Annotated in this window: 12 protein-coding genes and 4 tRNA genes; 10 read left to right on the top strand and 6 right to left on the bottom strand. The window is 65.4% G+C overall.

Annotated features, from left to right (window positions below):
- Positions 1-75: 75 nt before the first annotated feature.
- Together J2T47_RS15575 and J2T47_RS15570 are read left to right on the top strand one after the other, a co-directional pair.
- The gene (locus tag J2T47_RS15575; RefSeq protein WP_253448423.1) at positions 76-558 is read left to right on the top strand and encodes a glutathione peroxidase; all 483 of its coding nucleotides are present in this window, start codon (positions 76-78) and stop codon (positions 556-558) included.
- Positions 558-1,028, top strand: a complete 471-nt coding sequence (locus J2T47_RS15570) for a MarR family winged helix-turn-helix transcriptional regulator (protein ID WP_253448419.1) — start codon at positions 558-560, stop codon at positions 1,026-1,028. The genes J2T47_RS15575 and J2T47_RS15570 overlap by 1 nt, the downstream gene beginning before the upstream one ends.
- A 1-nt stretch (position 1,029) precedes the next feature.
- Here the strand turns inward: J2T47_RS15570 and J2T47_RS15565 are convergent, their stop codons facing one another.
- Entirely contained in the window at positions 1,030-3,411 is a 2,382-nt protein-coding gene (locus J2T47_RS15565) for an ATP-binding protein (RefSeq protein ID WP_437180986.1), read from the bottom strand.
- Between the two features lie 94 nt (positions 3,412-3,505).
- Here J2T47_RS15565 and J2T47_RS15560 point away from each other — a divergent pair, with 94 nt between their 5' ends.
- Together J2T47_RS15560 and J2T47_RS15555 are read left to right on the top strand one after the other, a co-directional pair.
- Positions 3,506-4,402, top strand: coding sequence for an ATP-binding protein (locus J2T47_RS15560; RefSeq protein WP_253448413.1), 897 nt, complete (start codon positions 3,506-3,508; stop codon positions 4,400-4,402).
- Entirely contained in the window at positions 4,399-4,881 is a 483-nt protein-coding gene (locus J2T47_RS15555; protein WP_253448410.1) for a GAF domain-containing protein, read from the top strand. Before J2T47_RS15560 ends, J2T47_RS15555 begins: the two co-directional genes overlap by 4 nt.
- Positions 4,882-4,992: 111 nt before the next feature.
- On the opposite strand, the gene J2T47_RS15550 is transcribed toward J2T47_RS15555, so the two are convergent.
- Positions 4,993-5,655, bottom strand: a complete 663-nt coding sequence (locus J2T47_RS15550) for a glutathione S-transferase family protein (RefSeq protein WP_253448407.1) — start codon at positions 5,653-5,655, stop codon at positions 4,993-4,995.
- A 48-nt stretch (positions 5,656-5,703) separates the two neighbouring features.
- The gene (locus J2T47_RS15545) at positions 5,704-6,474 is read right to left on the bottom strand and encodes a hypothetical protein (protein ID WP_253448405.1); all 771 of its coding nucleotides are present in this window, start codon (positions 6,472-6,474) and stop codon (positions 5,704-5,706) included.
- Positions 6,475-6,689: 215 nt separating this feature from the next.
- Here J2T47_RS15545 and J2T47_RS15540 point away from each other — a divergent pair.
- The 4 genes from J2T47_RS15540 (at position 6,690) to J2T47_RS15525 (ending at position 7,153) form a co-directional block, all read left to right on the top strand.
- Positions 6,690-6,765 (top strand) — tRNA-Glu (locus J2T47_RS15540).
- Positions 6,766-6,767: 2 nt separating this feature from the next.
- A tRNA-Gly gene (locus J2T47_RS15535) sits at positions 6,768-6,843 on the top strand.
- A gap of 84 nt (positions 6,844-6,927) precedes the next feature.
- Positions 6,928-7,003 (top strand) — tRNA-Gly (locus J2T47_RS15530).
- Between the two features lie 74 nt (positions 7,004-7,077).
- Positions 7,078-7,153, top strand: a tRNA-Gly gene (locus J2T47_RS15525).
- Between the two features lie 328 nt (positions 7,154-7,481).
- Here the strand turns inward: J2T47_RS15525 and J2T47_RS15520 are convergent.
- The 3 genes from J2T47_RS15520 to J2T47_RS15510 all read right to left on the bottom strand — a co-directional run bounded on the left by J2T47_RS15520 (position 7,482) and on the right by J2T47_RS15510 (position 10,930).
- Positions 7,482-7,892 (bottom strand): PA2817 family protein, encoded by a 411-nt coding sequence (locus J2T47_RS15520; RefSeq protein ID WP_253448402.1) that lies wholly within the window; start codon positions 7,890-7,892, stop codon positions 7,482-7,484.
- Positions 7,893-7,964: 72 nt separating this feature from the next.
- On the bottom strand, positions 7,965-8,378 hold the full coding sequence (locus J2T47_RS15515) for a PA2816 family glutamine-rich protein (protein WP_253448399.1): 414 nt from the start codon (positions 8,376-8,378) through the stop codon (positions 7,965-7,967).
- A gap of 116 nt (positions 8,379-8,494) precedes the next feature.
- On the bottom strand, positions 8,495-10,930 hold the full coding sequence (locus J2T47_RS15510; RefSeq protein WP_253448396.1) for an acyl-CoA dehydrogenase: 2,436 nt from the start codon (positions 10,928-10,930) through the stop codon (positions 8,495-8,497).
- 247 nt (positions 10,931-11,177) lie between these two features.
- Between J2T47_RS15510 and J2T47_RS15505 the strand changes: the two genes are divergently transcribed.
- Positions 11,178-11,828 carry a transglutaminase-like domain-containing protein gene (locus J2T47_RS15505; protein ID WP_253448393.1) on the top strand — a complete coding sequence of 217 codons (651 nt, stop codon included), beginning with the start codon at positions 11,178-11,180 and terminating at the stop codon, positions 11,826-11,828.
- Positions 11,829-11,990: 162 nt separating this feature from the next.
- Complete coding sequence (locus tag J2T47_RS15500; protein WP_253448390.1) at positions 11,991-12,608, top strand: glutathione S-transferase family protein; 618 nt, start codon at positions 11,991-11,993, stop codon at positions 12,606-12,608.
- Positions 12,609-12,632: the final 24 nt, after the last annotated feature.

Genomic DNA, 12,632 nt, shown 5'->3' with positions numbered 1-12,632 from the left:
CGCGATCAATTGAGTTGCACGCAATTTAATTGATCACTATTCTTGGCTTCCCACTTTCCCCCGGAGCCATGTCCGATGAGCGATGCACTGCTGAACATTCCCGTGACCACCATCAAGGGCGAACAGAAGACCCTCGCCGACTTCGGCGGCAAGGCCCTGCTGGTGGTGAACACCGCCAGCCAGTGCGGTTTCACTCCGCAGTACAAGGGGCTGGAGAAGCTCTGGAAGCAATACAAGGACAAGGGCCTGGTCGTACTCGGCTTCCCCTGCAACCAGTTCGGCAAGCAGGAGCCGGGCAATGAAGGAGAGATCACCCAGTTCTGCGAGCTGAACTTCGGCGTGAGCTTCCCGCTGTTCAAGAAGATCGACGTCAACGGCGCCGAGGCCCATCCGCTCTACGTGCAGCTGAAGAAGCGTGCTCCCGGCCTGCTCGGCAGCCAGGGCATCAAGTGGAACTTCACCAAGTTCCTCATCGGCCAGGACGGCAAGCTGGTCAAGCGTTTCGCCCCGACCACCAAACCCGAGCAACTCTCCGCCGAGATCGAAGCGCTGCTGTGATGAAGGACGCTGTATCCCTGCCGGCCGAACTGCAACTGGACAACCAGCTGTGCTTCCGCCTGTATGCCGTGTCCCGCGCGGTGATTCGCGGCTACCGGCCGATGCTCGAAGCGCTTGGCCTGACCTACCCGCAGTACCTGGCCATGCTGGTGCTTTGGGAGTGGCAGGCCGAACCGCCGCAGCAGCCTTCGGTTAAGGCGCTGGGCGAGCGCCTGATGCTCGATTCCGGAACTCTCACACCGCTGCTCAAGCGCCTGGAGCAGCTCGGCCTGGTACAGCGCCGGCGTGCCCAGCACGACGAGCGTGAAGTGCATCTGGGGCTGACGGCGGAAGGCGGGGCATTGCGCGGGAAGGTGCTGCCGCTGCGTGAGGAGTTGCTGTGCCGCAGCGGCATCGATCTGAGCGTCACCGACGGCCTGCGCGAGCAGCTGGACAGCTTGCTGCTGCAGTTGTCGAAGCTGGACGCCTGAATCAGCCGCGCGGCCGGGGTCCGGCCCAGCGCTCGAGGATGGCCGCCAGCTCGTCGCGGTGGAAGGGCTTGGCCAGGTAGTCGTCCATGCCGGCGGCGCGGCAGCGCTCGCGTTCCTCCGGCAGGGCGTTGGCGGTCAGGGCAACCACCGGCAGGTCCGGCCAGCGCCCGCTCTCGCGAATTTCGCGGGTAGCCTGGTAGCCGTCCATCACCGGCATGTTGCAATCCATCAGCACCAGGTCGAACGCGGCGCCCTCGAGTTGCTTGAGCGCTTCTTCGCCGTTGATCGCGATGCCGACCTGGCAGCCCAGTTTCTGCAACAGGCCGCGTGCAACCAGCTGGTTGACGGGGTTGTCTTCCACCAGCAGCACGCGGGCGGAGAACTGCTCCTGCGAACTGGCGCCGGGTACCTTCGATGAGGGCGGCGGCTGGTGCTCGAAAGCCTGCTTCAGCGCCTGGTAGAGCACCGCGCGGGATAGTGGCCGCGCCAGTTGCCGCAGCGGGGCGAGGCGCTGGGCCAGCTCGGGTTCGAGGAAGTTGCCGTAGGCGGTGACCAGCAGCACCGGCCTGGTGACGTTCTGGCGCAGCACCACCAGGCAGTCCGGGCAGTCCGAGAGCAGTGCGTCGAGCTCCACGCCGGCGAGGCTTTCGTCGATGTCCAGGCGCTGGTAATCCACGCCCCATTCCGCCAGCCAGTTCTGCAGCAGCGCGGCCAGCCCGCTGCTGGCGGCGCATTGCACGACCAGCTTGCCGCGGAGTTTCGCCAGCGGTTGCGCCGGCTCAAGCGTCTGCAGGGGCAGGGTGACGATGAATTCGCTGCCCAGGCCCGGCTCTGAGGTAACGCTCAGCTCGCCCTTCATCGCCTCGCAGAGCTTGCGTGTCAGCGCCAGGCCCAGCCCGGTGCCGCCGTACTGGCGGGCGATGCCGGCGTCGGCCTGGGTGAAGGGCTGGAAAATCTTCTGCAGGGCCTCGGGTGCCACGCCGATACCGGTGTCGCGCACGCTGATGCGGACGCCTTGCTGCAGGGATTCAGCTCCCAGCGGTTCGACGCGCACGTCGACGCGGCCGAAGCGGGTGAACTTGAGGGCGTTGGACAGCAGGTTGCTGACCACCTGGCGCACCCGCGTCGGGTCGCCTGAGAGTTGCGCCGGCAGTTGCGGGCTGATCAGGCAGGTGAGCTCCACGGCGGGGCCGGCGTTCTGTGACAGCAGGCTGGCGGTGTCTTCCACCAGGGTGCCGAGGTCGAAGGGAATCTGCTCCAGCTCCAATTGGCCGGCCTCGAACTTGGACAGGTCGAGCACGTCGTTGAGCAGCTCCACCAGCACCTTGCCCGAGTCATGGGCGATGGACAGCTGCTGGTGCTGTTCGGCGGTCAGCGGGCCATCCAGCGCCAGGCCGAGCATGCCCAGCAGGCCGTTGAGCGGGGTGCGGATCTCGTGGCTCATGTTGGCCAGGAAGCTACCGCGCGCCTGGGCCATGGCCAGGGCGTTCTGCCGCGCCTGTTCCAGCTCCTGGTTGGACAGCGTCAGGCGTGCGTTGGCCGCCTTCAGTTCGGCGGTGCGCGCGGCGACGATGCTTTCCAGTTCTTCCAGGTACTGGGTCAGCCGATCTTCGGCTTCGCGGCGCTGCTCCATCTCCACCGAGATACGATTGAGCTGGCGGTTGGTGACCTCCACCAGCACGCCGATCTCGTCGCGCTCATGGCCGCGCGGGCAAGGCAGGCGCAGGCGCGAGGGCGAGCGCGGATCATGGCGGGAGAGGGCGTCGATCAGGCTCACCAGCGGCTTGGTCAGCAGCGCATAGAAGAGCACCAGCAGGATCAGCGAGAGCATCAGGCTGCGCACGAAGCCCGAGAGGAAGGTCATCCCGGCGCGGCGCAGGAAGTCGTTGCCGAAGACGAAGGTGTCGATCTCCAGGCGCAGCACGCCGAGGGATTCGGCCGGTGCGTGTTCGACGAACAGCGGTTCCTCGTAGGAGCGCTGCTCACCGAAGAGGAAGTCGCTGAGACCGCGCAGGTGGCTTTCCGCCGGCGGCCGGTCGGCGCTGGCGAGGGGTACATTGGCGTTGTCGATGATCTCGGCGCGGATCACCGCGGGCGAGCGCAGCAGGCCCACGACCAGTTCCTGGGCCAGTTCGGCGTCGATGTTGTAGGCGATGCGTGCGGCGGGGTTGTGGCTGACGTCCAGCAGGGCGCGCACTTCGCGGTTGATGGAGGCGTCCTGGCTGGCATAATCGACGCCTACCTGGATGAGGCTGAGCAGGGTGCCCAGGATGAACGCCACCAGCACCGTCAGGCTGGCCTGCTTGAACGAGAGGCGATGTGTAAGCGCAATATCCATGGTTGCGGAGCGTCGCCTCGCAGAAGCTTTCCTGCGGCGTAGCATAGCCCATCGGAACCGTCTGTCGGGATAGCCCGAAGGCGAAGAAATTCCCGAGCATGCACCCGCAGACTTGCCCCTGGAGAGCCCGGAGATTCACGTGGATTCCCGTCTGAACGATTTTCTCGCCCGCGCCGAAGCACTCATGGTGCGCCTGGAGCCCCTGCTGCCCGCTGTGCGCGAAACACTGGACTGGCAGCACAGCCTGGCGGCGCGCTGGCACCGTGACGGCCGCAGTGGCTACCTGCAGCCGCTCAAGGTCAGCCTCGACCTGCGCCTGGACGACCTGCTGGGCGTCGACCGGCAGCGCGAGCAACTGGCGCGCAACACGCGGCAGTTCGTGGCTGGCCAGCCGGCCAACCACGCGTTGCTGTGGGGCGCCCGTGGCACAGGCAAATCCTCGCTGGTGCGCGCGCTGCTGGCGGAACTGGCCGGTGAGGGGCTGCGTCTGATCGAGATCGAGCGCGACCACCTGGCTGACCTGCCGCGTGTGGTCGAGCTGATCCAGGGGCTGCCGCAGCGCTTCGTGCTGTTCTGCGACGACCTGTCGTTCGACGCCGGCGAGGGCGATTTCCGCGTCCTCAAGAGCGTGCTCGACGGCTCGCTGGAACAGGCCCCGGACAACGTGCTGCTTTATGCCACGTCCAATCGCCGTCACCTGGTCTCGGAAAAACAGAGCGACAACGAGAACTGGAAGATGGTTGACGGCGAGTTGCACCCCAACGAAGCCGTCGAAGACAAGATCGCCCTGTCCGACCGCTTCGGCCTGTGGTTGTCCTTCTATCCCTTCACCCAGGAGCACTTCCTCAGCGTGGTGCGCCACTGGATCGAGGTGCTCGCGCAGAAGTCCGGGCTCGCCGCCTGGGCCTGGGACGAGGAACTGGAGAAGGAAGCCATCCGCTGGGCGCTCGGGCGCGGCAACCGTAATGGCCGCTGTGCCTATCAATTCGCCCGCTACTGGGTGGGCCGACAATTGCTGGAAGGAGACACTCCATGATCGATCTGCAACAGGCCGGTGCCGGCCTCGGTGGCTACGCGCTGCTGGCCGCCCAGGCGGAATCGCTGTTCGCCGACGAGCGCGATTTCATCGCCAATGCCTCGCAGTTTTCCGCGTTCCTGTTCAACGAACTGCCGGACCTGAACTGGGCCGGCTTCTACCTGAACCGCAACGAAGAACTGGTGCTCGGCCCGTTCCAGGGCAAGGTCGCCTGCGTGCGCATTCCCTTCAGCAAAGGCGTGTGCGGCGCTGCGGCGCGTACCCGCGAAACCCAGCGTGTGGAAGACGTGCACGCCTTCCCCGGCCACATTGCTTGCGACAGTGCTTCCAACAGCGAGCTGGTGGTGCCGCTGGTAAAGGGTGGTCGGCTGATCGGCGTGCTTGACCTGGACAGTCCGTCGGTCGGCCGTTTCAGTGCTGAAGACCAGGCCGGTATCGAGCGCCTGGTGGAGATTATCCTGCGCCTTTCCGACTGCTGATTTCTCGCAGGTAACAAAAAGCCCCGCCCAGGCGGGGCTTTTTCATGGGGCTCGGGCGCGGACTTTGTCCGCGCTTCGCGGGCACGGCCCGCTCCTGCAGGGAGCGGCGGCTCAGCGTTTGGCCATGATCTTGGCGATGATCTGCAGCTCGCCCTGGACGATCTCGGCCAGGGCAGGGCGGGCCAGGGTGCGCTCGAAGTGCGCGGCCAGCTTCGGCCAGCGCTGGGCATCCAGCTGTTCTTCGCCGTGGCGCAGGTTCACCAGCTGGCAGGCGATGGCGATGTCGGCGAGGCTGAAGCGGTCATCGACGAACCACTGCTGCTCGCCCAGGCACTTCTCCAGGTAATCGAAGTGCTCCGGGAGCTTCTCCTGCATGGCGCCTTTCACCGCGACTTCATCGCAGACCTTGCCCATCAGCGGCTTGAGCAGGCGGTTGCGGAACACCGTGAAGGTGGTCAGCGGGGCCAGCTCGTAGTCGGCGTACTTTTCCAGCCAGTTGATCCGCGCGCGGGACTCGGCACCTGTACCGCATAACGGGGCGCGCTGTGGGTCGCGATCTTCCAGGTAATGGCAGATGACGCTGGAGTCGGCGAGGGTGAAGTCGCCGTCGCGGATCGCCGGCACGCGGCGCAGCGGGTTCAGTTCGCGGTACCAGTCCGGCTGGTTGAACGGGTTGACGTTCTCCAGCTGGTAGTCGAAGCCTTTCTCGGCGGCGAACAGGCGGACTTTGCGGACGAAGGGGGACAGCGGGGCGCCGAAGACGACGAGGCTCATGCAAGGCTCCTGGGGCGAAGGTGGCCGGGGTTCTGATTCGACGTCGAATCAGTCGTAAAGGTTCTTCTTCTTCCAGATATCGTCTTCGTCCAGCGCCTTGAGGCCGTCGCCCAGCTCGCTCGGTTCGTCCGGGGCGGGCTGCGAGGTTTCCAGCACGAGGGCGTTGGCGTGGGCCAGCTGGGCTTCCATCTGCTTGAGCTGCGCCTGGTAGCGGCCGATCTCCGGTTGCTTCTGCAGGTACTGTGCGCCGCGCTCGAAGGCCAGGCGCGCCTGGCGCGGTTGGCCCTGCTGCAACGCCTGCTGGCCGAGGTTGCCGAAGAACTCTATATGGAGGAGGGTGAGCAGGTGGCGGATTTCCTTGACCCACTTCTGAGCCTCGGCCCGCGGCAGCATGTTGTCCTGGGCGCAGCGGGTGAGCTGGGCGTGCAGCGCTTCGAAAAGGAAGCGCACGTCCTTGGCCTTGGCCTCGGTGAGGATGGGTTGCGGCGCATTCTTCACCGGGATGGCCTCGCCCTTGGCGACCAGGCCGCGCAGCTCTTCCATGCGCTGCCTGAGCGCGGCGTTCTGCTTGTCGACGCTCAGCAGGCGTTCGCTGAGGTTCAGCTCGAAGCCACTGAGCAGCAGCTTCAATGCCGGCGACATGAACTGGCCGGGCAGGGACTCGGAAACATCGGCGCAGCGCCGGCAGCGGTCGGACAGGTCGGCTTTCAGGCGCGCCTGCTCCAGCTTGCGGTTTTCCACCAGGTGATTGATGTAGCCGATGGCGACCAGCAGGGCGATACCGACGAGAACCAGGACCGTAATGACGATTGGCGACACCGTGGAGTGCTCCGGATGTTTTTCCGCGAGTGTAATGTCTTAGTGATACTGCTGATAGCGGCAGCTCAGTTTTTACTCAGAAGTCTTTGATTTAAAAAATATTTCTCTGGAGGGTTGACGACTTTCCAAAGCGTCCCTAGAATGCGCGCCACTTCGACGCGAAACGCAGAACTGCCAGAGCGCTGAAGTCGGAAAGATGTTAAGTTCCGGGCCGCGTCCCCTTCGTCTAGTGGCCTAGGACACCGCCCTTTCACGGCGGTAACAGGGGTTCGAGTCCCCTAGGGGACGCCATTGCGGGAATAGCTCAGTTGGTAGAGCACGACCTTGCCAAGGTCGGGGTCGCGAGTTCGAGTCTCGTTTCCCGCTCCAGATTCTCGATCATCGCCACGGCGGTGAGCGAAAGATGAAATGGCGTTACCCTTCGGCGAAAGCTGAAGGTTGCAACAAGTTGCTGCGGGAATAGCTCAGTTGGTAGAGCACGACCTTGCCAAGGTCGGGGTCGCGAGTTCGAGTCTCGTTTCCCGCTCCAAAATCGAAACGCCGTCCATCAGGACGGCGTTTTCGTTAACCTCCGGTGAAAGCTGAAGGTTACAGCAAGTTGATGCGGGAATAGCTCAGTTGGTAGAGCACGACCTTGCCAAGGTCGGGGTCGCGAGTTCGAGTCTCGTTTCCCGCTCCAGAATCGAAACGCCGCCCTGATGGGCGGCGTTTTCGTTTGCACTGGACAATCCATCCATGAAAAAGCCCGCTTACAGCGGGCTTTTTGCGTTTCCGGGGCCTGGGGTTGCGCGACAGCCGGCTGTTCCTCGCGGCGTACCCGCAGGTGCCCGGTTACCAGCAGGTGGATGATAAGTCTGATCAGCGCGGCGCCCGGTACAACCCGGGCGAGTGAACAGGTCGCTGGTGTCGGAGAGAGCCTGCAGCCGGTCGGGACGGTCGAAGTGCGCCGGGTGCAGCGCTGGACAGAAGGTCCGCGACGCGGCGACAAGCGCTGCGGCGGGGGGATTTCAGTGCTTGGGCGTGTCGTCCGGCAGGGCCAGCAGGCGCTTCTCGGCGTTCCAGTCGAAGGGCTCGCCCGTTTCTTCGGCCTCGAAGCGGCGCTCGTCGAGCTGCTGGTACATCTGCAGTTCCTCGTCGGGCATGTAGTGCAGGCAGTCGCCGCCGAAGAACCACAGCAGGTCGCGCGGAATCAGGTGGGCGATCTGCGGGTAGCGGTGGAAAATCTGGCTGATCAGGTCCTGGCCCAGGTACTGCGCACCTTCCGGGTCGCGGGGCAGCTCCACCAGCAGCTCGTCGAAGCGCTCGAGGAACAGGCCGTGGTTGTCCTCGGGAACCTGCTCGGCTTCGCCCAGGGCGCCAAGGATCATGCGCAGGTGGTTGAGCAGGGCGATATGGTGATCGAGATAGGCGCTGGCCATGGGATTCCTCTGGAGCTGTGTGCAAACGGCCGGGGAGTATATCGGGTTTCGCCGTCGCTGCCGCCGGGACGATCAGCGGAGCGGGCGCATCTGGATCTGCCGGCGCTGGTTGTCGATCTGCTGGCGTTGCTGGTCGAGGATCCGCTGCTGCTGTTGCAGCTGGTCCTGCTGCAGCTCATTCCTCTGCCGCTGGATCATCTGGTCGCTCTGCCGGCGCTGTTCGTTCCAGCGTCGCTGGTTGTCCTGCTGGCGTTGCAGGTCCTGCTGCTGCATCTGCAGGCGCTGGTCCTCGTAGTTCAGGCGCTGGCTGTCCAGCTGGTTCTGCCGAATCTGCTGCTGGCGGCGCAGGCTGTCCTGCTGTTGCTGGATCGGGTCGATGACCGGGCTGGGTGCCGGAGCAGGACGCGGCCGGCTGGGGTAGAGCCAGGGATCGGCGTGGGCGCTGCCAGCCAGCAGTGCGAGCAGCAGGAGGATGGTTCGACGCATGGGCGGTTCTCCATGACGGTGATGCCTTCAGTGTGCACCTGATAGCCGGGGCAGGCATTGCTGTGCGTCGGAGAAAAAAGGGCGCCAGAAGGCGCCCTGTGCGTGGAGGCTAAGGATCACCCGGCCTTGCCGGCCAGTTCCTCCTTGGAGAAGTCATCCACGTCGATCACGGCGCGGCGCGCGTGCTCGGCGGCGTGCAGGATTTCTGCTTCCGCGGCCTCCAGCACACCGGCCTCGACGGCGGCATCGATGGGCGACTGCCCCGGCTTGGGATTGACGCCGTGCTCCTTCAGCGCCTTGTGCAGCTTCTTCTGCAGGGGCGCTGCGGCGGCGAGCTGGTCGTAGGCGAAGGTGAGCTTGGCGACTGGATCGTCCGCGCCGGTGGGCAGGTGCGCGCCGGCGAGGATCGCCTGCAGCGCCGGGTCGCTGAGCGGGCGTCCGAGGATTTCGGCAATCTCCGCATCCAGCGTGTCGCTCGGGCCGCGGTGGCGACGGCCCAGCGGCAGCACCAGCACGCGCAGCAGGCAGGCGAAGGCGCGGTTGGGGAAGTTGTCGATCAGGTCGGCCAGGGCGGCTTCGGCCTTCTCCAGGTTTTCCTCCATGGCCCAGCACAGCAGCGGGTGCAGGTAATCCGGATTGTCCAGATCGTGGTAGCGCTTGAGCGCGGCGGAGCCCAGGTAGAGGTGGCTCAGCGCATCGCCCAGGCGCGCGGAGAGGCGCTCGCGGCGCTTCAGTTCGCCGCCGAGCATCATCATGCTGAAGTCGGCGAGCAGGGCGAAGGACGCGGCCAGGCGGTTCAGCGCGCGGTAGTACGGGCGGCTGATGCGGTCGCCCGGCACCTGGTCGAAGCTGCCGAAGCCCAGGCCCAGCAGCAGGCTGCTGGCGGCGTTGCTGACGGCGAAGCCGATGTGGTTGAGCAGTAGTTCGTCGAATTCGCGTTCGGCCTGGTCCTGGTCCTCGCGGCGGGCCAGTTCCATTTCCTTGAGCACGTACGGATGGCAGCGGATGGCGCCCTGGCCGAAGATCATCAGGTTGCGCGAGAGGATATTGGCGCCCTCGACGGTGATGAAGATCGGCGCGGCCTGCCAGGAACGGCCCAGGTAGTTGTTCGGACCCATGATGATGCCCTTGCCGCCGTGGATATCCATGGCGTGGGCGATGCACTCGCGGCCGCGTTCGGTGAGGTGGTACTTGAGGATCGCCGAGAGCACCGAGGGTTTCTCGCCCAGGTCCACCGCGTTGGCGGTGAGGATCCGCGCGCTGTCCATCATCCAGGCGTTGCCGCCGATACGGGCGAGGGCTTCCTGGATGCCTTCGAAGGCCGACAGCGGTACGTTGAACTGCTCGCGCACCTGTGCATAGCGGCCGCTGACATAGCTGCCGGCCTTGGCGGCGCTGGTGCCCACCGCCGGCAGGGAGATCGAGCGGCCCACCGACAGGCAGTTCATCAGCATCATCCAGCCTTTGCCGATCATTTCCTGGCCGCCGATGATGTAGTCCAGCGGCACGAACACGTCCTTGCCGGAGTTCGGGCCGTTCATGAAGGCGGCACCCAGCGGGACGTGGCGCCGGCCGATCTGCACGCCGTCGGTATCGGTGGGGATCAGCGCCAGGGTGATGCCGAGGTCTTCTTCCTCGCCCAGCAGGTGGTCCGGGTCATGGCACTTGAAGGCCAGACCGAGGAGGGTGGCCACTGGGCCGAGGGTGATGTAGCGCTTCTCCCAGGTCAGGCGCAGGCCGATGACTTCCTCGCCTTGCCACTGGCCCTTGCAGACCACGCCGACGTCGGTCATGCCGCCGGCATCGGAGCCGGCCTGCGGGCTGGTCAGGGCGAAGCAGGGAATCTCGTCGCCCGTGGCCAGGCGCGGCAGGTAGCGCTGGCGCTGGGCGTCGGTGCCGTAGTGCAGCAGCAGTTCGGCCGGGCCGAGGGAGTTGGGCACCATCACCGTGGAGGCCAGGTCGCCGCTGCGGGTGGCGAGCTTCATCACCACCTGGGAGTGGGCGAAGGCGGAGAAGCCCTTGCCGCCGTATTCCTTCGGGATGATCAGGCCGAAGAAGCCCTGGCTCTTGATGTAGGCCCAGGCCTCGGGCGGCAGGTCCATGTCCTTGCCGACCTGGTAGTCGTTGATCATCGCGCACAGCTGCTCGGTGGGGCCGTCGACGAAGGCCTGTTCCTCCTCGGTCAGTTGCGCCTTGGGGTAGCCCAGCAGCGTGTGCCAGTCCGGGCGGCCGCTGAACAGCTGGCCATCCCACCAGACGGTGCCGGCCTCGATGGCCTCGCGTTCGGTCTCGGACATCGGCGGCAGGGTCTTCTTGAACCAGGCGAACAGCCGTGAAGTGAACAGGCTGCGGCGCAGGTCGGTGGCCAGGATGGTCACCGCGACCACGGCCCAGAGCAGCCACAACAGCACCATCCAGCCATGGGCGTGGCTGAACAGGCTCATCAGTGCGAGGTACACGGCGACTATGCCGAGTGCCTTCAGGGGCGCGGCGCGACGGTGCGCGAGCCAGGCGACGCCGAGGATCAGGACGAGTAACCAGACGAGCAGCATGCGGATTCCTCCATGACAGCCCAGCCCGGCGAAAACAGGCCTGAGTGGGCTTGGTGACGAGAGTGCGCGAACACAGCGGCAGGTATTCCCGGTGGGGCTCCCTCCACGATGCACCGGAAGCTTAGCTGGCCGAATCGGAACGATGGCCGCATGGCCGGACAGCTTGGCCGGATTGCCTTGTCGGGCAGGCGCCGGCGCTGGTTAGACTGTGGGTGCCATCAAGGATGAACCGCCCGGAGACAACGCCATGCAGCCCTACCTCAAGCCCAGCCGCTTCGTTGATAGTGACCACCCCGGGGTAATCGAGTTCGCTCTAAATCACCGGGGCGACGGCGGGACTCCGCTGGAGCAGGCGGTGGCCCTGTATTACGCGGTGCGCGACCAGATTCGCTACAACCCCTACGTGTTCAGCCGCGACCCGCAGACCCTCAAGGCCAGCCATGCGCTGCAGGCCGGGCAATCCTACTGCGTGCCCAAGGCCACGTTGCTGGCGGCCTGCGCCCGGCATTGCGGCATCCCCGCGCGCATCGGCCTGGCCGACGTGAAGAACCACCTGGCCACGCCGCGCCTGCTGGAGCTGCTGCGCAGCGAGGTGTTCGCCATGCATGGCTACACCGAGTTGTTCCTCGAAGGCCGCTGGGTCAAGGCCACACCGGCCTTCGACATCGGCCTCTGCGAGGCCTTCGGCGTGCTGCCGCTGGATTTCGACGGGCGCAACGACAGCGTCTTCCACCCGTTCAACCGCGGCGGCGAGCGGCACATGGAGTACCTGCGCGATCACGGCCAGTTCCCCGATGTGCCCGAGGAGTTCTTCTTCGGCTACCTCAAGCAGTGCTACCCGCACCTGTTCACCGGCGAGGACGCGCCGCTGGACGGTGACATGCGCAGCGAAGCCTGAAAGCCATCGCTCCCGTGAAAGCAATCGCCCATGAAAGCAATCGATAGTAACCATCAGTACGTGTGTCTTTTTTCCTGGCGCCTTAGCCGGTAGGGTGCCGTCATCCGAAATCGCGTCCACGCGACCGATGCCATCGAATGACGACAACAAGAGAGGCGCAGCATGCTCAAGATCTGGGGCCGGAAGAATTCCTCCAACGTGCGCAAGGCGCTCTGGTGCGCGGAAGAGGCCGGCCTGGCCTATGAGCGGATCGACGCCGGCGGAGCGTTCGGCCTGGTCAACGAGGCGCCGTATCGTGCACTGAACCCCAACGGTGTGGTGCCGACCCTGGACGACGAAGGCTTCGTTCTCTGGGAATCCAACGCCATCGTCCGCTACCTCGCCGCGCGCTATGCCCCGGACCTCTACCCGCAGGACCTGCAGCAGCGTGCCAGCACCGAGAAGTGGATGGACTGGACCACCTCGTCCTTTGCCGCGCCGTTCCGCACCGTGTTCTGGGGTACCCTGCGCACCCCGCCGGAGCAACGCGATGCCGCCGCCATCCAGGCCGCCATCGATACCTGCGTGGCTCTGCTGGCGGTCCCTGAGGCGGCGCTGGCGAAGCAGCCGTACCTCAGCGGCGAACAATTCGGCATGGGCGACATACCGCTGGGCAGCTTCATCTATGCTTGGTTCGAAATGCCCATCGAGCGCCCGGCACAGCCGCATCTTCAGGCCTGGTACGAACGCCTGAAGGCGCGCTCGGCCTACCGTAATGCGGTGATGACCGATCTGACCTGAATGCCTGCGCGTGCCGCGGAGGTT

Origin of the sequence: Pseudomonas nitroreducens (assembly GCF_024170165.1) — a bacterium.
Classification (GTDB): domain Bacteria; phylum Pseudomonadota; class Gammaproteobacteria; order Pseudomonadales; family Pseudomonadaceae; genus Pseudomonas; species Pseudomonas nitroreducens_C.
Note: the sequence above shows the minus strand (reverse complement) of the source record. Positions and strands in the feature narration are given on the sequence as shown.